The 22902-nt window shown below is 61.3% G+C and carries 23 protein-coding genes; 10 read left to right on the top strand and 13 right to left on the bottom strand.

From position 1 onward, the window contains the following. Positions 1–186 precede the first annotated feature (186 nt). The 5 genes from pmrG to arsC all read right to left on the bottom strand — a co-directional run bounded on the left by pmrG (position 187) and on the right by arsC (position 3453). Positions 187–852, bottom strand: coding sequence for a lipopolysaccharide core heptose(II)-phosphate phosphatase PmrG (gene pmrG, locus ACSSVC_RS27300; RefSeq protein ID WP_346632302.1), 666 nt, complete (start codon positions 850–852; stop codon positions 187–189). 433 nt (positions 853–1285) lie between these two features. After that, the gene (locus ACSSVC_RS27295; protein ID WP_346632301.1) at positions 1286–1957 is read right to left on the bottom strand and encodes a DNA-3-methyladenine glycosylase I; all 672 of its coding nucleotides are present in this window, start codon (positions 1955–1957) and stop codon (positions 1286–1288) included. A gap of 125 nt (positions 1958–2082) precedes the next feature. Then, a complete protein-coding gene (locus ACSSVC_RS27290) occupies positions 2083–2505 on the bottom strand; it encodes a DUF2069 domain-containing protein (protein WP_346632300.1) in 423 nt (140 codons plus the stop codon). Next, entirely contained in the window at positions 2498–3103 is a 606-nt protein-coding gene (gene wrbA / locus ACSSVC_RS27285) for an NAD(P)H:quinone oxidoreductase (RefSeq protein WP_123726916.1), read from the bottom strand. The genes ACSSVC_RS27290 and wrbA overlap by 8 nt, the downstream gene beginning before the upstream one ends. Beyond that, entirely contained in the window at positions 3100–3453 is a 354-nt protein-coding gene (gene arsC, locus ACSSVC_RS27280) for an arsenate reductase (glutaredoxin) (protein ID WP_492611714.1), read from the bottom strand. Before arsC ends, wrbA begins: the two co-directional genes overlap by 4 nt. A 139-nt stretch (positions 3454–3592) precedes the next feature. Here arsC and ACSSVC_RS27275 point away from each other — a divergent pair, with 139 nt between their 5' ends. Further along, positions 3593–4057 carry a TlpA disulfide reductase family protein gene (locus ACSSVC_RS27275; RefSeq protein WP_346632298.1) on the top strand — a complete coding sequence of 155 codons (465 nt, stop codon included), beginning with the start codon at positions 3593–3595 and terminating at the stop codon, positions 4055–4057. A 74-nt stretch (positions 4058–4131) separates the two neighbouring features. On the opposite strand, the gene ACSSVC_RS27270 is transcribed toward ACSSVC_RS27275, so the two are convergent. The 4 genes from ACSSVC_RS27270 to ACSSVC_RS27255 form a co-directional block, all read right to left on the bottom strand. Then, positions 4132–4536 (bottom strand): META domain-containing protein, encoded by a 405-nt coding sequence (locus tag ACSSVC_RS27270; RefSeq protein WP_346632297.1) that lies wholly within the window; start codon positions 4534–4536, stop codon positions 4132–4134. Then, positions 4533–4970 carry a hypothetical protein gene (locus ACSSVC_RS27265; protein WP_110594717.1) on the bottom strand — a complete coding sequence of 146 codons (438 nt, stop codon included), beginning with the start codon at positions 4968–4970 and terminating at the stop codon, positions 4533–4535. The genes ACSSVC_RS27270 and ACSSVC_RS27265 overlap by 4 nt, the downstream gene beginning before the upstream one ends. Before the next feature lie 90 nt (positions 4971–5060). After that, entirely contained in the window at positions 5061–6050 is a 990-nt protein-coding gene (locus tag ACSSVC_RS27260) for a 2-hydroxyacid dehydrogenase (RefSeq protein ID WP_492611713.1), read from the bottom strand. A gap of 63 nt (positions 6051–6113) precedes the next feature. Next, positions 6114–8867 (bottom strand): response regulator, encoded by a 2754-nt coding sequence (locus ACSSVC_RS27255; RefSeq protein ID WP_346632295.1) that lies wholly within the window; start codon positions 8865–8867, stop codon positions 6114–6116. A gap of 219 nt (positions 8868–9086) precedes the next feature. On the opposite strand from ACSSVC_RS27255, the gene ACSSVC_RS27250 reads away from it, so the two are divergent. From ACSSVC_RS27250 to ACSSVC_RS27220, 7 genes are all read left to right on the top strand, one after another. Continuing rightward, entirely contained in the window at positions 9087–9809 is a 723-nt protein-coding gene (locus ACSSVC_RS27250; protein WP_492611712.1) for a response regulator transcription factor, read from the top strand. After that, on the top strand, positions 9796–11151 hold the full coding sequence (locus tag ACSSVC_RS27245) for a histidine kinase sensor domain-containing protein (RefSeq protein ID WP_492611711.1): 1356 nt from the start codon (positions 9796–9798) through the stop codon (positions 11149–11151). Before ACSSVC_RS27250 ends, ACSSVC_RS27245 begins: the two co-directional genes overlap by 14 nt. 116 nt (positions 11152–11267) lie before the next feature. Continuing rightward, positions 11268–12170 (top strand): cysteine synthase CysM, encoded by a 903-nt coding sequence (cysM, locus tag ACSSVC_RS27240; protein WP_102880559.1) that lies wholly within the window; start codon positions 11268–11270, stop codon positions 12168–12170. After that, entirely contained in the window at positions 12170–13522 is a 1353-nt protein-coding gene (rlmD, locus tag ACSSVC_RS27235) for a 23S rRNA (uracil(1939)-C(5))-methyltransferase RlmD (protein WP_492611710.1), read from the top strand. The genes cysM and rlmD overlap by 1 nt, the downstream gene beginning before the upstream one ends. A 122-nt stretch (positions 13523–13644) precedes the next feature. Then, the gene (gene relA, locus ACSSVC_RS27230) at positions 13645–15888 is read left to right on the top strand and encodes a GTP diphosphokinase (RefSeq protein ID WP_346632291.1); all 2244 of its coding nucleotides are present in this window, start codon (positions 13645–13647) and stop codon (positions 15886–15888) included. A gap of 24 nt (positions 15889–15912) precedes the next feature. Then, positions 15913–16746, top strand: coding sequence for a nucleoside triphosphate pyrophosphohydrolase (gene mazG, locus ACSSVC_RS27225; protein WP_346632290.1), 834 nt, complete (start codon positions 15913–15915; stop codon positions 16744–16746). Between the two features lie 26 nt (positions 16747–16772). Further along, positions 16773–17312, top strand: coding sequence for a DUF2058 domain-containing protein (locus ACSSVC_RS27220; RefSeq protein WP_025127007.1), 540 nt, complete (start codon positions 16773–16775; stop codon positions 17310–17312). A 102-nt stretch (positions 17313–17414) separates the two neighbouring features. On the opposite strand, the gene ACSSVC_RS27215 is transcribed toward ACSSVC_RS27220, so the two are convergent. From ACSSVC_RS27215 to purM, 4 genes are all read right to left on the bottom strand, one after another. Continuing rightward, a complete protein-coding gene (locus tag ACSSVC_RS27215; protein WP_011062706.1) occupies positions 17415–17603 on the bottom strand; it encodes a hypothetical protein in 189 nt (62 codons plus the stop codon). Between the two features lie 284 nt (positions 17604–17887). Next, positions 17888–18601 (bottom strand): DUF3108 domain-containing protein, encoded by a 714-nt coding sequence (locus ACSSVC_RS27210; RefSeq protein ID WP_346632289.1) that lies wholly within the window; start codon positions 18599–18601, stop codon positions 17888–17890. An 8-nt stretch (positions 18602–18609) separates the two neighbouring features. After that, on the bottom strand, positions 18610–19260 hold the full coding sequence (purN, locus tag ACSSVC_RS27205; protein WP_346632288.1) for a phosphoribosylglycinamide formyltransferase: 651 nt from the start codon (positions 19258–19260) through the stop codon (positions 18610–18612). Positions 19261–19271: 11 nt separating this feature from the next. After that, entirely contained in the window at positions 19272–20330 is a 1059-nt protein-coding gene (purM, locus tag ACSSVC_RS27200; protein WP_123726926.1) for a phosphoribosylformylglycinamidine cyclo-ligase, read from the bottom strand. Between the two features lie 369 nt (positions 20331–20699). Here purM and ACSSVC_RS27195 point away from each other — a divergent pair, with 369 nt between their 5' ends. Then, positions 20700–21749, top strand: coding sequence for a DUF2066 domain-containing protein (locus ACSSVC_RS27195; protein ID WP_492611709.1), 1050 nt, complete (start codon positions 20700–20702; stop codon positions 21747–21749). 38 nt (positions 21750–21787) lie between these two features. Then, on the top strand, positions 21788–22861 hold the full coding sequence (locus ACSSVC_RS27190; RefSeq protein ID WP_346632286.1) for an AI-2E family transporter: 1074 nt from the start codon (positions 21788–21790) through the stop codon (positions 22859–22861). Positions 22862–22902 lie beyond the last annotated feature (41 nt).

The following is a 22902-nucleotide window of genomic DNA, read 5'->3' as shown; positions in this document are numbered from 1 at the left end:
TGTCGAATACTCAGGTTTCTCAAGTCTTAAAAAAAATATACTTGGCTGCGCCTGTTTGATGGGGCTTCTTGTAAGTGAGAGGGGCGCTCTCTTAGTGCAAGGACTTATAAGGTCAAATAGTTAGCGAGAGAGTGTGTCTACTTCCCGAGTAAAGTCTGTTGAGATGTTGTTAAAAATAGTTACAGCTTATTCGATAAGGTGCTCAAGAGTTTTTCGCCAGCTTGCGGCATTGATAATGCCCATTACTTCCATGGTTCCGTCCACGTTCAGGGTGACAAATAGCGAGCTGGCGTACTTGCTGGCCAGTGCATGTTCAAAGCCCAACTGGCTTTCCAGGTCGCTGATGCAATCGCTGTGGGTAATCAGGATCAGGTTGCGCTTGAACAACTTGTGCGCCTTGATCTGTTCTTCGAAGTGTTCGCCGCAGTTGCTCAGCCAGTCCTGGGTCTGCACCGGCCGGTTGAACATGAACTCCGAAGTTTGCCGGGTTCGGGTTGCCGGGCTGCTGATGACATCGGTAGAGGCCATGCCCAGGGTGCGGAACGCCCGGCCCAGGTCGCTTGCTATGCGGCTTCCGGATAGGGTGATGCCGTCAACAGGCCCCAGGCAGGGATTGGCGGAGCGGTCGCAGCGCTCGGCATGCCGCACCAGGGCAATTACCTCGCCGCTTTGCCAGTGGCGATAGAAGCCGGCTTGCTGCATCTGGTTGTCGACACCCAGGTCCAGTGGCGTGGCTGGCCACAGGACAAAGCCGCAGACGAGAGTTACCAGGGCTGCCCCACAGGCGCCAGCCAAGATTCGCAAGCTGCGGATTGTCTTGCCGCCAGTACCGGATTCAGCCGTATTGACCACGTCGTTTACCTGATTAGGTTGTTGCCAGGTGTTCTGAAAAGAACGGCATGCGCTCACCGGCATCCTCGCCGCAACTGGGGCCAATTTAGGTCGGGCCAAGTGGGCGGAGAGTGAAAGCAATGTGAAAAAAACGAATGTATGGCGGCAGTTCTTTTAAACCTGACAGCCTTTGTTCAGGTTGTTGGCCTGATCAGTGCTTTGTTGTCAGGCCATGCCCGTCTATTGGCCAGCAGAGTGTGGCTACAGAAACCGTCTATCTATCGTTCTTATCGTTGTGGCAAGTGCGCAGCGAACTTTATCCGATAAAAAACAGCGGAAGAAAAAACCCGCGTTTAGTTCAGCTTATTGTCAGCTTGAGATGGAGGCGCTTGAGAGCGGGGTGTTCCTCTGCCCGTTGTACCGGGCAGAGAGCCACGTTGATGAAAGGGGGGGATCAGTGATTGACGGTGTAGGCCAGCATCGCTGACAGCTGGCACAGTGGTCGGCCACTTTCCTGCTGCCACTGGTTGAACACTTCCTGGACCAGGGCCTGGTCACGCTTGCTGCTGGGCACCTTGTCGACAATGTTCTGGGCGTTGAGTGCCGCCACGACGTCCCAAGTGGGGATGAACGTGTCCTTGCCCACCATGCGCAAGAAGCGCGGGGCGGAAAGCCCTCCCATCTGGTTGCCATGCTTGGCCAGGTATTGCCATAGCCCCGTGATGTCCTGAACTGGCCAGTCGGCAATGAAGGCGCCGAAACTGCCGTGCTGTTTTTCCACATCGAGGATCATCTGGGCATTGCGCGGCACACTCTTGAGTTTGCCCAGATGGCGAATGATCCGCGTGTCCTGCATCAGTCGCTCCAGATGCTCGGCGCCCATGAGCACCACTTTGTCCGGATCGAAGCCAAAGAACACTTGTTCGAACGCCGGCCATTTGGCATCTACCAGGCTGTGCTTCAACCCGGCGCGAAAGACTCGCAAGGCCAGGGTCGACAAGTAGCGATCAGCGCTCAACGAGCGCAGGTAGTCGTGGCTCGCCGGCGTCGGCAGCTGGGCTTCGAGGGCTGCGGCGGAGCCAAAGCGATTAAGACAATATTCGTTCAACCATTTGTAATCGTGCATGCCTGCTCCGGGTTGGTTCGGGAGTATCGGTCAAAAAGTCTGCTGACCAAGGTGGGGGCGCCGAAACGGCGATGCAAGCTCCCCGGGCGATGTCATGCCCGGGGGAACCAGAGGGCTGCGGGGCGTCAGGCCGGATCGGCACCTTCGCCGGCGAGCCGGCGATTGAGCTGGAAGCGCCAGCGTACGTAGAGCAGTGCCGAGGTGAACACCGCCAGGCTGGCGAACATTTCCAGCAGGCCGAACAGCTGACGATTCGGGTCGTAGGCCGCCAGTGCCCCCTTGATGAAGTACAGGTTGACCACAAAGCACATCCACGAGTGCCCGCGGGCACTGCCGCTGAGCATGCCCGGTGCCATCAGCAACAGGGGCACCAGTTCGATCAGCAGGATCACCCAGGGCCGGGCGCCGTGGAGGTCGGCTACCAGCAGGTAGTAAACGCAGAGCAGGCCTACCAGGCCGAAAAAACAGATCAGGCTGAGGATCCGGGCTATCCGGACCCGAGGTTCCAGCCACTCCACTGCAGGCAGGATCTTCGGCTTCTTAGCCACGGCCGTTCTCCAATTGCTGAGCGGTTTTCGCCAGGCGCAGGCCCAAGGCCCGGCACAGGGCAATTTCATGCTCGTCCAGCGGGCTCTTGCCGTCCGCCCCGGCATGATGGCTTGCGCCATAGGGGGTGCCACCGCCGCGGGTTTCCAGCAACGCTGACTCGCTGTAGGGCAGGCCGGTGATCAACATGCCGTGATGCAACAGCGGCAGCATCATCGACAGCAGGGTGGCTTCCTGGCCGCCATGCAGGCTGGCGGTGGAGGTGAAGACGCCGGCGGGCTTGCCCACCAGGGCACCGGTCAGCCAGAGGTTGCTGGTGCCGTCGAGAAAGTACTTTAGCGGGGCTGCCATGTTACCGAAGCGGGTCGGGCTGCCCAGGGCCAGGCCCGAGCAGTGCTTCAGGTCGTCGAGACTGGCATACAGCGCTCCGCTTTCGGGAATGCTCGGTGCCACGGCTTCGCACTCGGTGGAAATTCCCGGGACAGTGCGCAGGCGCGCTTCCAGGCCGGCCTGTTCGACACCTCGGGCGATCTGGCGGGCCATCTCGTTGGTCGAACCGTTGCGGCTGTAATACAGGATCAGGATGTACGGCGCGCTCAAGGCAGAATCTCCAGCACATTTTCCGGTGGGCGCCCGATGATGGCCTTGTCGGCGGTTTCGAGAATCGGCCGTTCCATGAGTTTCGGGTGCTGGGCGATGGCAGCGATCAGTCGTTCTTCGCTGAGGCTGGTGTCCGCCAGGTTGAGGTCTTTGTACTCATCCTCGCCGGTGCGCAACAGCTGGCGCGCGCTGATGCCCAGCTTGCCCAGCAGGCGGTGCAACTGGACGGCGTCCAGTGGGGTTTCCAGGTAGCGGACCACGGTCGGCGCCAGGCCGCGTTGTTCCAGAAGTTCCAGCGCACCGCGGGATTTCGAGCAGCGCGGGTTGTGATAAAGCGTCAGATCGGTCATGTGCGGGTCGCATCTTGCGTAAGGTGGCGGCTATTCTACCCGCGCGACAGGCTCTCCTGAACCTTGGGAGTCGATAGGTCGCATCGGCCCTGGGTCGGCAGTTATTTTTCAAGACACCTTTCAAGACAGGAAACAGCGCATGGCAAGGCAATTGGCGGCAGCATTGGCGATCATTACAACCCTGCTGCTGGGCGGCTGTGGCAATGACTACGGGGTCGACCAATACGGCCAGAAAGTCGCCGCCGAGCGCATCGACAAGCAATGGCTGGTGCTCAACTACTGGGCGGAGTGGTGCGGGCCTTGTCGCACTGAAGTGCCCGAGTTGAATGCCCTGAACGAGCAGCTCAAAGGGCAGTCGGCCACTGTACTGGGGGTCAATTTTGACAATGTACAGGGTGAGGAACTCAAGAGCGCCAGCGAGAAACTGGGGATCAAGTTCACGGTGCTGGCGCAGAATCCTGAGCAACTCTTCGATTTGCCACGCAGCGAGGCGCTGCCGGTGACCTACATCATCGACGACAAGGGCAAGGTACGTGAGCAACTGCTGGGTGAGCAGACCGCAGCGGGCGTATTGGCAAAACTGCAGGCTCTACGCGGTCATTGATGGGGTAATGATGCCTGCAGCCGCTGATAGTGTCGGCGGCCGCAGGAATTGGGGGCAATCTGTCCCGGGTCGGATCAGCCTTCTTCCAGCCACCAGCGCAGCGGCTTGCCTTCGGCAGGCCAGAAGCGTACTTGCTCGATCGGCGAAACATCCCAGCGCTCTACGCTTTCCAAGGCCTGGAGGAAGCGCCGTTCCTGCTCCATCAATGCTGGAGCACAGAGTTTGCGGGTGCTGCCGACCTTGCCGAAACTGAGCTTTTCGCCGTCCAGTGTGTAAGGCGCGAACCAGTGGTTGCAGCCACCATTGCCATAGGCGCGGCCGTCTTCACCCAAGGTGATGGTCAGGTGGCTGTAGTCGATCAGTGGCCGCTCGCCAATCCATTCCAGGACGTAACTGCGATCCTGCTGCAGCTTCAGCGGCTCGGCGGCGCAGCCCATCAGGCCGGCCCCCAGTGCCGCAGTCAGCGCCAGGCGTTTCATTGGCCGGCCTGCTGGCATTTCGGGCAGAGGTGACGTTCGCCCTCACTGGCCCAGCCCAGCTCGGCAATTCGTGCGCTGGCGGCAGGTTTCTGAGCCTTGGTGCCGAGCTTGGCATCCACTGCAAACTCGAAGTTCAGCTCTGCTGCGCAGCTGTCGCAGTTGACTTGCCATTGATGAATCGCCAGTTCGCCGAATACCGGGCCACGGGCCACGGCGACCCATTGGCCGACCGGATTGATCAGGTGGCGGACTGTGTCCACTGTCAGGCGCATGGACAGGTCCTTGCTGCCCTTGAGCGTGACCAGCAGCACGTCGTCGGTACGGATCGAACCACCGTTGCCGGTGACTTGATAGCGACCCGGTACCAGGGCGCGACATTCGATCAGGGTGTGTTGCGGGTTCATCAGGTTGTAGCGGAAATCGTGTTCGACCATGGGTCCTCCAAATCTGCCGCGTATGCTAGCACGGGCCCCTGCGCCGCAGGTTGCGGGCAGGCGACCTTCGATCAGGCCGTGGCCGGGATTTCAGCCATGGACCTGATTCTGCGGCTGGCCCGCAGCCCAGCTGGCAATGTTGTGCAAGGTGGTGTCGGCGATGGCCGCCAGAGCCTCGTGGGTCAGGAAGGCCTGGTGCGCGGTGACTATCACATTGGGGAAGGTCAGCAGCCGGGCCAGCACGTCATCCTGCAAGGGCAGGTCGGAACGGTCCTCGAAGAACAACTGGGCTTCCTCTTCATAGACGTCCAGGCCCAGATAGCCCAGTTGACCGCTCTTCAGTGCTTCGATCAACGCCGGTGTATCCACCAGTCCACCACGCCCGGTATTGATCAGCATTGCCCCGGGCTGCATGTGCGCCAGGCTGTCCTGGTTGATCAGGTAGCGACTGTCGTCGGTGAGGGGGCAGTGCAGGCTGATGATCTGCGCCTGGGCCAGTAGCTCCGACAGGCTCAGGAAGCGGGCCCCCAGGGCCTCGACGGCAGGATTGGGGAAGGGGTCGTAAGCCAGCAACTGGCAGCCGAAGCCGGCCATGATGCGAGCGAAGGTGGCGCCGATCTGTCCGGTGCCGACAATGCCCACGGTCTTGCCCACCAGATCGAAGCCGGTCAGGCCATGAAGGGTGAAATCGCCTTCACGGGTGCGATTGTAGGCTCGATGCAGGCGTCGGTTCAGCGCCAGGATCAGGGCCACCGCATGTTCCGCCACGGCATGGGGCGAGTAGGCCGGAACTCGGACCACATCCAGGCCCAGGCGCTTGGCGGCAGGCAGGTCGACATGGTTGTAGCCGGCTGAACGCAGGGCGATCAGCCGGGTACCGCCGGCGGCCAGCTGCTCCAGCACTGGGGCGCTCAGGTCGTCGTTGATAAAGGCGCAGACCACTTCATGGCGCTCGGCCAGGGCCGCGGTGTCCAGGCTCAGGCGGGCGGCCTGGAATTGCAGTTCGATACCCGTGGGCAAGTGGGCGCCGAGAAAACTTTCACGGTCGTAGTTCTGGCTGCTGAAAAGAATCGTACGCATGCTTGCATCCTTGGTCGGGGCGCCCAGCATGCAGGCCAGGCGCCGGGCAGGTCTTGCCCTGGATCAGGCGTTGATCCGCGCTTCGACGGCGAGACGTCCGATGGCGTGGTCCAGTTCATCCAGAGCGGCAAAGGCTTTGACGTCTTCCTGCTTGAGCAGGGTTTCGCTGCGCTGGCAGGCCGCGCGCAACTGTGGCACTCCGCAATATCGGGTGGCACCGTGCAGGCGGTGGACGCGTTCGATCAGGGCACTGTGGTCATTGGCTGCGCGAGCGGCGTTGATCGCCTCGCGATCGGCCTCCAGGGACGCCAGCAACATGGCCAGCATATCCGCCGCCAGATCAGCCTTGCCGGCCGCCAGGCGCAGGCCTTCGTCCTGATCCAGCACTTGCAGCTCCAGGCTCAGTTCCGAGCGTTCATTGGCCCGTTCCGGACCCTGATTGCGCAAGGCCAGTCCGGTCCACTTCAGTACCACTTGGGCCAGTTGCCGCTCACTGATGGGCTTGGTCAGGTAATCGTCCATGCCGCTTTGCAGCAGGGCGCGCTTTTCGTTGGCCATGGCATGGGCGGTCAGGGCCACGATGGGCAGTGGCGTGCCATGGCGCTCGCTTTCCCATTGGCGGATCGCCTCGGTACTTTGTCGGCCGTCCATGCCCGGCATCTGCACGTCCATCATCACCAGATCGAACGGTTCGTTCTGGATCGCGTTCAGCGCTGCGTAACCGTTGTCCACTGCCAGCACCTTGGCGCCCATGTCCTCCAGCAAGGTCTGGATCAGCAGCAGGTTGGCCGGGTTGTCGTCGACACACAGGACCCGCGGAGCGCGGCTGGAGAGGCTTTCCTCCGGCTCGCTGCGGGCCCGGCGCGGGGTGACCAGATCGGACAGGGCACGACGCAGTTTGCGGGTGCAGGCCGGCTTGGCCTGCAACTGGCTGTGGGGGTTGGGCACCGACAGGTGAAACAGCGTCTGTTCGGTGGTCGGGCACAGCACCAGGACTTTGCAGCCCAGGTGCTCCAGGTCCCAGATGTGCTGGCTCAGGCGCTCGGGAGACATGTCGTTGGTGGTGATGCCGAGCACCGCCAGGTCAATGGCCTGGTCGCTTTGATGCACGCCGGTAATGCCGTTGGTCAGGGCTTCCAGGGTGTTGAACGGGGTCACTTCCAGGCCGCAGTCTTCCAGTTGGTGCTGCAGGGCCTGGCGGGCCAGTTCGTGATTCTCCAGTACCGCTACGCGTCGCCCCAGCAATGGGGGACCAGGCAGGTCCTCGGCGTCGTCGCGGGTTTTCGGCAGGTTCAGGCTGATCCAGAATTCCGAGCCTTCGCCCGGAGTGCTGTCGACGCCGATTTCGCCGCCCATCTGTTCGATCAGGCGCTTGGAGATCACCAGCCCCAACCCGGTGCCACCGGGTTGCCGCGACAGCGAGTTGTCGGCCTGGCTGAAGGCTTGGAACAGAGCGCGAACATCCTGGTTCGACAGGCCAATGCCGGTGTCTTGAATGCTGATGCGCAGTTGCACGCTGTCTTCGTGTTCTTCTTCCAGCATCGCCCGGGCGACGATGGTGCCTTCGCGGGTGAACTTGATGGCGTTGCTCACCAGATTGGTGAGGATCTGCTTGAGCCGCAGCGGATCACCCACCAGGGACAAAGGCGTATCCCGATAGACCAGGCTCACCAGTTCCAGCTGCTTGGCGTGGGCTGCTGGCGCGAGGATGGTCAAGGTGTCCTGCAGCAAGTCCCGCAGGTTGAACGGAATGCTGTCGAGCACCAGTTTGCCCGCTTCGATTTTCGAGAAGTCGAGGATTTCGTTGATGATCCCCAGCAGGCTGTCGGCGGACTTTTCGATGGTACCCAGGTAGTCCAGCTGGCGCGGTGTCAGCTCACTTTTCTGCAGCAGGTGGGTGAAGCCGAGAATACCGTTGAGGGGCGTGCGGATCTCATGGCTCATGTTGGCCAGGAATTCCGACTTGATACGGCTGGCCTCCAGGGCCTCTTTGCGTGCCAGATCCAGCTCGATGTTCTGGATCTCGATGGTTTCCAGGTTCTGGCGCACGTCTTCGGTGGCCTGATCGATGCTGTGTTGCAATTCTTCCTGAGCATTTTGCAGGGTGCTGGCCATGCGATTGATACCCGAAGCCAGCTCATCCAGCTCCTGGCTGCCCAGGGGCGGCAGCCGGGTTTCCAGGTTGCCGTCCTTGAGTTGCGCCACGGCCTGCTTGATCTGAGTCAGTGGGTTGTTGATGGTCCGTCCCATGCGCACCGCCAGCAGGGCAGTACCGGCCAGGCCAGCGGCGATCAACAGCAGGCTGGCGAACAGGCTGCGGTAACCGCGCAACAGCATGCCGCTATGGGACAGCTCCAGTTCCACCCAGCCCAGCAAGCGGTCTGATTCATCGGGGATCAGATCACCGGCCAGATTGCGGTGGCGGCCGAACACCGGCAGTTGGTAGCGGGTCGCGTCACTACCACTGCGCTGCATCATGTGGGTGCTGTTACCGCTGGGCGGTGGATTGAGCATGCTGGGGCCGGCGTGGGCCATGAGCGTGCGATCGGGGGCAAGGAATGACACCGCGCGCACGTCCTGCTGTTCCAGGGCTTGGGTGGCGATGCGTTCGAGCATCGGCGAGTTGCGGTTGCCCATTGCCGGTGCCACCAGGGAAGCCAGCTGTTCGGCGATCATTTCGCCGCGTTGCAGCAGTTGGGTCTGCAGGTCGGAGAGCTGCATCCAGGTGAAATAGCCGCCCAGTACCAAAGCCATCAGGCTGGTGGGCAGCAAGGTCAGCAACAGTACGCGGCCTTTGATTCCCAGTTTCTTGAGCACGCAACTCTCCTGCTTCCACGCTGTTTTGAAAGGTCGACGGGCACGTCCGTGATGCGCCACCTGCGCAGTGTAACGATTTGCTGGAGGCTGATCTTGGCAAATTGCAGACGGTTAGCCGACAGCCGGAGGGTGGATCGAGGGGCTACGACCAAGGCGCTGGTTGCCGCGATCCGGGCAATCTTGAATAATTGCCCAACTGAGAATGACTTGCAGAAGCTAATGACTCCCGTAGCTGTTGAGCCTCCCCGTATCCTGGCAATTGAAGACGACCCGGTGCTCGGTGCCTATGTGCATGAGCAGCTGGGGCGCTGCGGCTTTGCCGTGACCTGGTGCCAGAACGGCCAGGAAGGTTTGGGCATCGCGCGTCGGCAAGCCTTTGATGTGGTGTTGATGGACATCCTGCTGCCGGGCATCGACGGCCTGGCGGTGCTGACCCACTTTCGCCAGAGTCACTCCACGCCAGTGCTGCTGATGTCGGCCCTGGGAGCAGAGGCCGATCGCATCAGTGGATTCCGCCTGGGTGCCGACGACTATTTGCCCAAGCCCTTCAGCATGGCCGAGTTGCGGGTACGCATCGAAGCCATCCTGCGGCGAGTGGCCCTGGATCAGCGGCCGACACCGCCGAAACTCAGCAGCAGCATCCAGAGCCTGCGTTTTGATGACGAGCTGTGTGACGTGTTTTTTGCCGAGCGCTGGGCGGGTCTGACCCGTAGCGAATACCGCCTGCTGGAAACCCTGCACCGCAACGTCGATGAGGTGCTGAGCAAGGCCTTCCTTTATCAACATGTGCTGCAACGCGGGTACGCGGCCCATGATCGCAGCCTGGACATGCATGTCAGTCAGATACGCCGCAAGCTCAAGGCGCTGGGCTACAGCGAGCGTGAAGTGCGCACGGTGTGGGGCAAGGGCTATGTGCTGAGTGCCTTCGATGAGCTGGTCTGATCTGCCGGGTCGGCACTCGCTGTTCTGGAAGCTGGCCTGCCTGCTGGTGGCGTTCTGTCTGTTGATGATCTGGCTGAGCTGGTCCTGGGGGCGTTATGTGGAGCAGAAGAACCTGTACCTCGCCGATGAAGCCCGGGCCACCTTGCGCAATTACGCACAGGAAGCGGAACAGGCCTGGAAGGTTGGCCAGCAAGCCGGTGTCGATGCCTGGATCCAGGAGATGGCCGGCCGTGAGAGCACTTGGGTCGGCGTCATCGGCAGCGATCTGCAAGCCCTGAGCAGCTACCCGTTGACACCGGCCGAGGCTCAGCGCCTGACATTCCTGCGAGGGGCGGATTGGCCAGTGAGCCGGCACAGCCGTGGGTTGCCCTGGCTGAAAATTCCGTTCCCCGATGATCCGTCCCTCGGCAGCCTGGTCATCGAGCTGCCACAGCGCTTCATGCCCGGGCGATACCGGGTGTTCTGGCGCGTGATCACCAATGGCGTGATCCCCGGACTGTTCACGCTGCTGCTGTGTGTGGGTCTGTACCGTTTGTTGGTGGTGCCGCTCAATCAGCTGCGAGAGCAGGCCAATGCCTGGCGTGCGGAGCAGTTGAATGTGCGGCTATCCACCCAGACCACTGAGCGCAAGGACGAGTTGGGGGAATTGGGACGATCGTTCGATCAGATGTCCGAGCGGCTGCAAAGCACCGTGGCTGTTCAGCAGCAGTTGCTGCGGGACCTGTCCCACGAGTTGCGCACTCCCTTGAGTCGCCTGCGGGTGGCTTGCGACAGCGAGCAAAACCTGGGGGCATTGCGTGAACGCCTGTCTCGGGAAGTCGACGGTATGCAGCGCCTGGTGGAGGACAGCCTGCAATTGGCCTGGCTGGACACTGAGCGGGCGCCGCTGCCTGAGGAACAGATTCAGGTCCAGGCCTTGTGGGAGATGCTCAGCGAGAACGCCTGCTTTGAAAGCGGCTGGTCCCCAGCGCAATTGCGCTGTGACCTACCGGCTGATTGCTGGGTGCGCGGGCATCTCAATACCCTGGCCCAGGCCCTGGAAAACATCTTGCGCAACGCCATCCGACATTCACCGCCCGGGGCTCTGGTCATCCTCGATGGTCGACGTGACGCTGAGTATTGGCATTTGTGGCTGGACGACCAGGGACCCGGTGTGGCCGAAGAGGATCTGGAACGGATCTTCGCGCCTTTTATCCGGCTGGACGGATCGCGACCGGGGGATGGGGGGTTCGGTCTCGGCCTGAGCATTGCGCGCAATGCGGTGGGGCGCCAGGGAGGTCGGCTGTGGGCGCAAAACACGGCCCATGGCCTGCGTATTCATATGCAGTTGCTGGCGGCCTGAACCGGCCCTGCGCCGCCTTATATCAATAAGCCATAAGTCCCGCACTTTGCGTGATATGGCGCTTGGGCGTTTGCCGGTATGATAGGCGCCCCCGCAGTCTGGATTGCGAATACGCCATGACCTTGCAGTACCCAACCATCGCCGATTGCGTCGGCAACACCCCGCTGGTTCGTTTGCAGCGCCTGCCCGGCGCCACCAGCAATACCCTGCTGCTCAAGCTCGAGGGCAATAACCCGGCGGGTTCGGTCAAGGACCGTCCGGCACTGTCGATGATCACCCGCGCCGAGTTGCGTGGGCAGATCCAGGCCGGGGATACCCTGATCGAAGCGACCTCGGGCAACACCGGTATCGCCCTGGCCATGGCTGCGGCGATCAAGGGTTACAAGATGATCCTGATCATGCCCGACAACTCCAGCGCCGAGCGCAAGGCGGCGATGACCGCCTATGGTGCCGAGCTGATCCTGGTCAGTCAGGAAGAGGGCATGGAAGGCGCCCGTGACCTGGCCGAGCGGATGCAGGCCGAAGGCCGTGGCAAGGTGCTCGATCAGTTCGCCAACGGCGACAATCCGGAAGCCCACTACACCGGCACCGGTCCCGAAATCTGGCGCCAGACCCAGGGCAGCATCACTCACTTCATCAGCTCGATGGGCACCACCGGCACCATCATGGGCACTTCGCGCTATCTGAAAGAACAGAATCCCCAGGTGCAGATCGTGGGTCTGCAGCCGATGGAAGGCTCGGCCATTCCCGGCATTCGCCGCTGGCCCGAGGAATACCTGCCGAAGATCTATCAGGCCAGTCGGGTCGATCGCATCGTCGACATGGCTCAGAGCGAAGCTGAAGACGTGACCCGGCGCCTGGCCCGGGAAGAGGGCATCTTCTGCGGCGTGTCTTCCGGTGGTGCGGTGGCAGCGATGCTGCGCCTGTCCCGGGAAGTGGAAAACGCGGTCATGGTCGCGATCATCTGTGACCGTGGCGATCGTTACCTGTCGACCGGCATTTTCGATGCGCCCAACTGATGGCTAAGCACGAGAGAGGCCTGCGCTTCCAGCCTGCGGGCGGTAGCCGGGCCCCGCAGATTCCGGTGGGCAAGAAGCAGCGTTTGACGATTCAGCGTCTGGCCAACGACGGCCGTGGCATTGCCTTTGTCGAAGGGCGTACCTGGTTTGTCAGCGGTGCCCTGGCCGGTGAAGAGGTCGAAGCTCGGGTGTTGGGCAGCCACGGCAAAGTAGTGGAGGCCCGTGCCGAGCGCATCTTCAACGCCAGTGATCTGCGTCGCCCGGCGGCCTGCGCCCATGCCGGGCGCTGCGGCGGTTGCAGTGTCCAGCACCTGCCTCATGCCGAACAGCTTGCCCTGAAACAGCGCATGCTCGCCGAGCAGTTGTCCAAAGTCGCGGGTGTCGAGCCCGAGGCCTGGGCTGCCCCCTTGAGCGGTCCCGAATTCGGCTATCGACGCCGCGCCCGAGTGGCGGTGCGCTGGGACGCCAAAGGCAAGCAACTTGAGGTGGGTTTCCGCGCGGCGGGTAGCCAGGACATCGTCGCCATCGACGATTGCCCGGTGCTGGTACCGGCCTTGCAACCTGTCATGAACCGCTTGCCCGCCATGCTGCGACGCTTGAGCAAGCCTCAGGCACTGGGGCATGTGGAGTTGTTCAGCGGTTCGGCCCTGGCGGTGCTGTTGCGCCACATGGCGCCGTTGTCCGACAGCGACCTTGGGATCCTCAAGGACTTCTGCGATTTCCATCAGGCGCAATTGTGGCTGCACGGTGAAGGCGAGCCGCAACCCTTTGATCCATCGCAGGCTCTGGGCTATCGCCTGGAGACCTGGGACCTGCACCTGGCGTATCGGCCGGGGGACTTTGTCCAGGTCAATGCGCGAGTCAATGAAGCGATGGTCGCCCAGGCCCTGGAGTGGCTCGCGCCGCAAGCTCAGGAGCGGGTGCTGGATCTGTTCTGCGGGCTGGGCAACTTCGCCTTGCCGCTAGCCCAGCACGTGCGGGAAGTGGTGGCAGTGGAAGGCGTGGCGACCATGGTGGCGCGGGCCGCTGAAAATGCTGCCAGCAACAATTTGCATAACACGCGCTTTTTTCAAGCCGATTTATCCCAACCTCTGAGTGCTGCCGAGTGGGCTGATGAAGGCTTTTCTGCGGTACTCTTGGACCCACCCCGCGACGGTGCTTTCGAGGTGGTCCGCCAGTTGGCGACCCTGGGTGCCAAGCGGTTGGTGTACGTGTCATGCAATCCGGCAACTTTGGCTCGTGACACAGTCGAACTGATCAAGCAGGGCTATAGGTTAAAACGTGCCGGGATCCTCGATATGTTTCCTCAGACGGCGCATGTCGAGGCCATGGCGTTATTCGAAGCGAGCTAGGATGGCTTGTCTAATCCGACTGATCTTTCAGGTGTGGTTCGCTGGCCCTGCGAGCTGCGCCCGAGCGTTGAAGGTCAGCGATTTGACGCATTGAATGTGCGTCGTAGGGAAGGTAAAGCAAGATGGTACAGGTGAGAGCGCACCAGCCGATCAACACCGACGGCAGTATCAATCTCGAGGCATGGCTCGATCATACGGTCAGCGTCGACATGGCACTGGACCGTGAAGCCTTGAAAGAAGCCTGCGAGTTCGCTCGCGAGGCTGAGTTGCAACACATAGCGACGAAGAATCTCAGCGCCGAGGACGTGTCGAGTTTCAGCACGGGCCTGGAGATCGCCGAGATCCTTGCCGATCTCAAACTGGATCAGGACTCCCTGGTCGCCGCGGTACTGTACCGTGGCGTCCGCGAGGGCCAGATCCAGCTGCCGGCGGTCAGCCAGCGTTTTGGTCCGGTGGTGGCCAAACTGATCGATGGCGTGCTGCGCATGGCTGCCATCACTGCCAGTCTCAGCCCTCGTCAATCCCTGGTGCTCGGTACTCAGGCCCAGGTGGAAAACCTGCGCAAGATGCTGGTGGCCATGGTTGATGATGTGCGAGTGGCATTGATCAAGCTGGCCGAGCGGACCTGCGCCATTCGTGCGGTGAAGAGCGCCGACGAAGAGAAGCGCAACCGAGTTGCGCGGGAGGTCTTCGATATCTATGCGCCGCTGGCTCACCGCCTCGGCATCGGCCATATCAAGTGGGAGCTGGAGGACCTGTCCTTCCGTTACCTGGAGCCCGAGCAATACAAGCAGATCGCCAAGCTCCTGCATGAACGGCGCTTGGATCGCGAGCGCTTCATCAGCGACGTGATGAACCAGCTGCAGAACGAATTGAAGGCTACCGGGGTCAACGCCGACATCAGCGGGCGGGCCAAGCACATCTACTCCATCTGGCGCAAGATGCAGCGCAAGGGGCTGGAGTTCAGCCAGATCTACGACGTACGTGCAGTACGGGTGCTGGTGCCGGAAATGCGCGATTGCTACACCGCGCTGGGCATCGTGCATACCCTGTGGCGGCACATTCCCAAGGAATTCGACGACTACATCGCCAACCCCAAGGAGAACGGCTACCGCTCGTTGCACACCGCGGTGATCGGCCCCGAGGGCAAGGTGTTGGAAGTGCAGATCCGTACCCATGCGATGCATGAGGAGGCGGAGCTGGGGGTCTGTGCCCACTGGAAGTACAAGGGCACCGACGTCAAGTCCGGCTCCAACCATTACGAAGAGAAGATCTCCTGGCTGCGTCAGGTGCTGGAATGGCACGAGGAACTGGGGGATATCGGTGGCCTGGCCGAACAGTTGCGCGTGGATATCGAACCGGACCGGGTGTACATCTTCACTCCCGACGGACACGCCATCGACCTGCCCAAGGGCGCCACGCCGCTGGACTTCGCTTATCGGGTGCACACCGAGATCGGTCACAACTGCCGGGGCGCGAAGATCAATGGGCGCATCGTGCCGCTCAACTACAGCCTGCAGACCGGCGAGCAGGTGGAGATCATCACCAGCAAGCACGGCACCCCGAGTCGCGATTGGCTGAACCCGAACCTGGGCTACGTCACCACTTCCCGGGCGCGGGCGAAGATCGTCCATTGGTTCAAGCTGCAGGCCCGTGATCAGAACGTCGCCGCCGGCAAGACCTTGCTGGAACGCGAGCTGAACCGTCTCGGCCTGCCTCAGGTGGACTTCGACAAACTGGCCGAGAAGGCCAACATGAAGACTGCCGAGGACATGTTCGCCGCCTTGGGCGCGGGCGACTTGCGTCTGGCGCAACTGGTCAACCTGGCTCAGCAACTGGTGGAGCCGGAGCGCGGCAATGAACAGCTGGAGCTGATCCCGCGCAAGGCCGCCGGCTACAAGCCGGGCAAGCGCGGCGACATCCAGATCCAGGGCGTGGGCAACTTGATGACGCAGATGGCAGGTTGCTGCCAGCCGCTGCCGGGGGATGCGATCGTCGGTTACATCACCCAGGGTCGAGGCGTCAGTATTCACCGTCAGGATTGCGCCTCGGTGCTACAGCTGGCTGGTCGCGAGCCGGAGCGGATCATTCAGGTCAGCTGGGGCCCGGTGCCGGTGCTCACCTATCCGGTGGATATCATCATTCGTGCCTACGACCGTTCCGGTCTGCTGCGTGACGTGTCCCAGGTACTGCTCAATGAGCGCATCAACGTACTGGCGGTCAACACCCGGTCGAACAAGGAGGACAACACGGCGTTGATGTCCTTGACCATCGAGATTCCGGGCCTGGATGCATTGGGACGTTTGCTGGGGCGCATATCCCAGTTGCCGAACATCATCGAGACCCGGCGCAATCGAACCCCGTGATGCCCGCATGAAATGGATGAACTGATGTACAGCCTTGAAGACCTGCTCCACCTGATGGCGCGCCTGCGGGACCCGCAATACGGCTGCCCTTGGGACATCAAGCAGAACTACGCCAGCATCGTCCCTCATACCCTGGAAGAGGCCTATGAAGTGGCCGACGCTATCGAGCGCGGCGACTTCGACCACTTGCAGGGCGAGTTGGGAGACCTGCTGTTCCAGGTGGTGTACTACAGCCAACTGGCCCGGGAAGAGGGGCGCTTTGAATTCGATGGGGTGGTGGACAGCATCACCCGCAAGCTGATCCGTCGTCACCCCCATGTGTTTCCCACTGGGGACCTGTATGCACCGCTGGACATCCCGCGGCTCGATGAAGAACAGGTCAAGGAGCGCTGGGAGCAGATCAAGGCCGAGGAGCGTGCAGAGAAGTCCGATGCTCCGCAGCAGCTGTCTCTGCTGGACGATGTGCCAGTGGCCTTGCCGGCTCTGTCTCGCGCCGCCAAGTTGCAGAAGCGTGCGGCCCAGATCGGGTTCGATTGGCCGCAAGCCCTGCCGGTGGTGGACAAGGTCCGTGAAGAGCTGGATGAAGTGTTGGAGGCCATGGCTGACAACGACCCGGCGGCGATCACCGATGAAATTGGCGACCTGCTATTTGTCGTGGTTAACCTGGCCAGGCACCTCAAGGTCGATCCGGAAACCGCGCTGCGGGGTGCCAATGCCAAGTTCGACAGACGCTTTCGATTTATCGAGCAGGCATTGCGCGATACCGGTCGTCCCGTGGAAGATTGCACCCTCGAAGAGTTGGATGCCCTGTGGGGCGAAGCCAAACGTCAGGAAAAGAATTTGCCCAGCTGCGGCTGAGGCCGTTGCCTAAGTGAGTAAGCACCATGAGCCTTTCCCTTCGCGACCAGTTGCTCAAAGCAGGGCTGGTCAACCAAAAGCAGGCCAAGCAGGTCAGCAAAGACAAGCAGAAGCAGCAGCGCCTGGCCCATAAAGGCCAGATCGAGCTTGACGATTCCCAGCAGCGTGCAGCTCAGGAAGCCATGGCCGAGAAGGTCAAGCGCGACCAGGAGCTCAATCGTCAGCAGCAGGAGAAGGCCGAGCAGAAGGCTCGTGCGGCCCAGGTCAAGCAACTGATCGAGGTTTCGCGTCTGCCCAAGCTGACCACCGAGGATTACTACAACTTCGTCGACGACAAGAAGGTCAAGCGTCTGTCGGTGAACACCCTGATGCGCAACAAACTCAGCAGTGGCTCCCTGGCCATCGTTCACCATGGCGGCGGTTACGAGGTGATTCCGCGGGAGGCGGCGCTGAAGATCCAGGAGCGTGACCCGCGGCGTATCGTGCAGCTCAATACCCCTACAGAGGCGCCGGATGAGGATGATCCGTACGCGGCCTATCAGATCCCTGATGATCTGATGTGGTAAGCCTCCAGTAACGAAAAACCCCGCTCATGGCGGGGTTTGTCGTTTATGGGGGGCGGGCGCGGATCCGCGTGGAGATCCCGGCGCTCTTGCGCTGACGTTGAGTCAGGAACTCTGGGGTGCGCGGTTCTGCTCGAGTTTTTCCAGCTCAGCCTTGTAGCTGTGGGCGTCGCTCTCGGAATGGAACATGCCCACCAGCATGTCTTGTTGATGCACATCCCAGATCCGTACACCCGCGGCTACGCCTTCATGGGACATATGTGAATCGTCGCGTTCAGTTACTTTTACAGTCATCTGCTAGCTCCAATCTCTGTTGATCTGCGGCAAGGCGTGTGCAGGACTCTGTTATATATTTTGTTAGCTTGCTAAGTAAATTGCCTGGATCTGCAACAGACCCTTGCAGGATCGGCGACAATCCTGCAGCCCGCGAAAACCGTGACATTTCGCCGCAGTGGCGGAAGTTTCATGACAAAAGTTTCATCTTTGATGCATTGCGCCAGAGCCCCTGGGTGGGGCTGACAGGTAGATCCAGGACAAAAAAAAGCCCCGCATGTGCGGGGCTTTGATTCTGTGGTGACTCAGCCGCCTTTGACGGTTTTGCCGTTGACCGTGCCGTTAAGGAGCATGATGTTGTACTCCTTGCCGTCGGTTTCCACTTGTTGCAGGCGTACCAGGAGGTAGTCCCAGTCCTTGGCGAACCACATCACGGTGATGCGTTTGCTTTGTGTCGGGTCGCGTACGCGCTCGACCTTGATCGCATCGATCTGGCCGGCCTTGGTGTCGACCTTCTCCGAGCCCAGGACGCGGAAGTCGTAGGTATCGACTTCGCCGCCATCGACCACTTGATAGCTCATGGTCTTCTTGCCGGCGGCCACGTCGTGCTGCAGGGCCAGTTGATAGGTGGATTTATCCACCATTCCGGTGTTCAGGGGCAGCTTGACCGCATCGCCGCGATCGGTGCCGGTGACCATCTTCGCGTTCCAGTCGAAGTCCAGGTCGGCTTTCTTGGCCTTGCCCAGACCGCCACGCTCGAAGTGATAGGACTGGGGCACCAGAGTGTCCTTGTCCAGGGTCAGGGTGCTTTCTTCACTCAGGCTGGCGATCATCATCGATGCCTTGAAGCTGAGTTTCCACGCGCCATTGGCGGTTTTTTCCAGGCTGCGTTCAGCCGTGCCGCTCATGGGCAACTGCTTCCAGTCGGCGGTATAGCTGGCGGAGAACGGGTGAAGGTCTGCTGCCTGCACAACCGGCAGGGCGAACAGAGCACAAGCGAAGAGCAGGGCGCGACGCATAAAATCTCCTAGGTTCGAATCAAATAGCCGCTGGCGGCCAGTAATTGACCATCCAGTAAAGCACCCTGATCGCCAAGCGTCAGCCGACCTTCGGCAAACCAGCGTACGGCCATGGGGTAAATCCGGTGTTCCTGGACGTGCACTCGCTGCGCCAGGCTTTGCGGCGAGTCGTGCAACTCTACCGGGATCACAGCCTGTACGACCAGAGGCCCGCCATCGAGTTCCTCGGTGACGAAGTGCACACTGCAACCGTGCTCGGTGTCTTTGGCCTCCAGCGCCCGCTGATGAGTGTGTAACCCTTTGTATTTGGGTAGCAGCGAAGGGTGGATATTCAACAGACGGCCCTGGTAGTGACGGACGAATCCAGCGCTGAGAATGCGCATGAACCCGGCCAGTACCACCAGTTTCGGTTGGAAGGTATCGATCAGCTCGATCAACCCCTGGTCGAAGGCCTCGCGGCCTTCGAAGGTGGTGTGATCGAGGAAGCGGGTAGCAATACCCGCTTCCTTGGCGCGCTGCAGGCCATAGGCGTCAGCGCGGTTGGAGATCACGGCAGCGATGCGAACCGGACTGTCGTCGGTCCGCGCGTTGTCGATCAGGGCTTGCAGGTTACTGCCGGTGCCGGACAGCAGCACCACAACATCACAGGTCGGCGACATCCGCTCTTGCATCAGTGGGCCTTGAGGTTCTTCAGCTCGACCTGGGCCGCGCCTTCGGCTGCGGTGGCGATCTGGCCGATGACCCAAGGCTGCTCGCCGGCTTCACGCAGAACGTTCAGGGCGTTTTCGACCTGGTCCTGGGCGACGCAGATGACCATGCCCACGCCGCAGTTCAGTACGCGGTGCATTTCGTGCTCGTCGACGTTGCCTTTCTCTTGCAGCCAGTCGAAGACCGCTGGACGCTGCCAGCTCGCGACGTCGACCACTGCCTGGGCGCCTTTTGGCAGTACCCGTGGAATGTTGTCCAGCAGACCGCCGCCGGTGATGTGGGCCATGGCCTTGACCGCGCCGGTGTCCTTGATCAGTTTGAGCAGTGGTTTGACGTAGATGCGGGTCGGGGCCATCAGCAGGTCGGTCAGTGGCTTGCCGTCCAGTTGGATGCTTTCGATGTCGGCACCGGAAACTTCGATGATCTTGCGGATCAGCGAGTAGCCGTTGGAGTGCGGACCGGAAGATGGCAGGGCCAGCAGGGCGTCACCGGCGGCGACTTTCGAGCCATCGATGATCTCGGCCTTTTCCACCACACCGACGCAGAAGCCGGCCAGATCGTAGTCTTCGCCTTCGTACATGCCTGGCATTTCAGCGGTTTCGCCGCCCACCAGGGAGCAGCCGGACAGTTCGCAGCCGGCGCCGATGCCGGTCACTACCTGGGCTGCGGTGTCGACGTTGAGCTTGCCGGTGGCGTAGTAGTCGAGGAAGAACAGCGGTTCGGCGCCGCAAACCACCAGATCGTTGACGCACATGGCCACCAGGTCGATGCCGATGCTGTCGTGCTTGTTCAGGTTCAGGGCCAAGCGCAGCTTGGTGCCGACGCCGTCAGTACCGGAAACCAGTACAGGTTGTTTGTAGCCGGCCGGGATTTCGCAGAGGGCGCCGAAACCGCCCAGGCCGCCCATGACTTCCGGGCGCGCAGTGCGCTTGGCGACGCTCTTGATGCGTTCGACCAATGCTTCACCGGCGTCGATGTCTACACCGGCGTCTTTGTAGCTCAGGGAGGGTTGCTTGCTCATGATCCAGGCCTTTAGGGGGGATTCAGGGGTATCGACCGAACCAGAGAGCCTGCCGAAACACTGCAAAAGGGTTTCAGGGTGCCCAGCTGATGCCGGTCTGCGAAGGCGCGCGATTTTATCAGGCTTGAGGGGCAGCGGCCATCCTCGGGCCGACGGGTAGAGGCATATCCTGTTAAAAAAACCGCGATTGGCCGTGTTGGTGCTCCTGCCCATGCCTGTATAAGGTATAGCGCTCAAGTGGCTATCGTTATGACAGTGCGAAAACAATCGGGCGACGGGTGAATGTTTTGCCGGGGCTTGTGGTCACAGCCTTGCTCGCAGCGGTTCATGGGTGCTGTTTCAATCGTTTTTTGTCGTCGGGAATCTTCCATGCGTCTGGGTAAATTTCTATTTGTGGGCTGTTTGTCATTGGTCAGCCTGGCGAGTCATGCCGAAACCCTCAATGGCTTGTATCAGGTGCGTGAGCCGGTGAGCAGTCAGTCGCCCGAAGAGCGCGACCAGGCCACCCAGCGAGCACTTGAAACCCTGGTGCTGCGCCTCACTGGCGACGCCAAGGCTGCACAAGGGCCCGGTCTGGCTGCGATCCGCAAGGGCCCGCAGCAGATCATCAGCCAGTATGGTTATGACGCCGGGCCGCCGGAAAGCTTGCAGGTGGACTTCGATCCGGTCAGCACCGATCGTGCCCTGCGCCAGGCGGGGCTGTCGTTGTGGGGTAGCAACCGGCCGTCGATCCTTGGCTGGTGGCTGAGTGATTCAACCGAGGGCTCCAGCCTGGTCGGGGATGGACAGGCCAGTGCCGCGCCCCTGCGGCGAGCAGCTCAGCATCGTGGCTTGCCTTTGCGTTTGCCTCTTGGCGACCTGGATGAGCAGATTGTCGCGACGGCGCCGAATCTTGAAGGCGCCGATCCGGCTCCGCTGCGTGAAGCTTCTGAGCGCTATGGTGCAGATGCGCTGTTGGCGGTACATGCTCGTGAAGAGGGCGGCCAATGGCAGGCCAAGTGGCGGTTGTGGCTCGGCGATCAGAAAGAGCAGGGCACCGTTCAGGGGGCTGATACCGCTGCTTTGGCGGATGGCGTATTGCTTGCGGTGAGTCAGCGTCTGGCGCCGCGTTTCGTTACCCGTCCTGGTGTTTCCAGCGAGCAGTTGCTCGAAGTGCAGGGCATGACCCTGGAGCACTACGCAGCCTTGGGGCACCTTTTGGAGCCTTTCGGTGCGCAGTTGCAGAGTATCGACGGTGACCGGGTCGTCTATCGGGTCAACGGCAGCGCGGAGCAACTGCGGGCGCAGTTGTCCCTGGCCAAGCTGCAAGAGATTCCGGCTGGTGAGGCGCTGGCGCCTCAGGTGCCTGTGCAAGGTGCGCAAGGCTCGGCGCCAGCCGCTGCTGCGGCGACACAGGCGCAGTTGCGCTTTCGTTGGTAGCAGGTTGATTTCCTTCTATATAGAAGCAGGAGTGGTTTATGGCTGATACGCGTCGTTGGGTCTGGTTGGGTGGAGTGCTCCTGGTCTGTGGGTTGGTCTACCTGCTGCACCCGATCCTGAGTCCGTTCCTGGTGGCGCTGTTGTTGGCCTATCTGTTCGACCCGCTGGTGGATCGCCTGGAAAAATGGGGGCTGTCCCGTACCTGGGGCGTGGTGGCTGTGTTTGCGCTGTTCACTCTGATCGTGATGACACTGCTGCTGGTACTGGTGCCGATGCTGGCCAAGCAGTTGCTGCGATTGTATGAGTTGGCGCCGCAGATGCTCGACTGGGTACAGCACTCGGCAATGCCCTGGGTGCAGTCCCGGTTGGGGCTGGCGGATGGCTTCTGGAAGTTCGACAAGGTCAAGGCTGCCATCAGCGAGCATATGGGGCAGACCACGGACATTGTGGGTGTGGTGCTGAGCCAGGCCACCGCTTCGGGTCTGGCGCTGATCGGCTGGCTGGCCAACCTGGTGCTGATCCCGGTGGTCAGCTTCTACCTGTTGCGGGACTGGGACCTGATGATGGCCAAGATCCGTAGCCTGTTGCCGCGCAATCGCGAGGAGCGGGTGATGTCCCTGGCGGGTGAATGTCACGAGGTGCTGGGGGCGTTTGTCCGCGGGCAATTGCTGGTGATGCTGGCTCTCGGGGTGATCTATGCGGCAGGGCTGATGCTGGTAGGGCTCGAATTGGGCTTGTTGATTGGGCTGATTGCCGGTTTGGCGGCGATCGTGCCGTATATGGGCTTTGTCATAGGTATTGGCGCGGCGCTGATTGCCGGTCTGTTCCAGTTTGGTGGCGACCTGTACCCGATGCTCGGCATCGTTGCGGTATTCATGGTGGGGCAGGCGCTGGAGGGGATGGTGCTGACGCCGTTGCTGGTGGGGGACCGGATTGGTCTGCACCCAGTGGCGGTAATCTTCGCCATCCTCGCTGGTGGCGAACTGTTCGGGTTTACCGGGGTGCTGCTGGCTCTGCCAGTGGCGGCAGTGATCATGGTGCTGGTACGCCATGTGCACGACCTGTACAAGGACTCGGACCTCTACAGTGGTGCTGAAGACCCCGAACTGTAAGGGTGGCGAAGGGCTAGATGATTAGGGGCGCCCCGGGCGGG

This window comes from Pseudomonas sp. E1BtOHC1, assembly GCF_058744285.1.
This window is presented reverse-complemented; position numbering and strand designations above follow the sequence as displayed.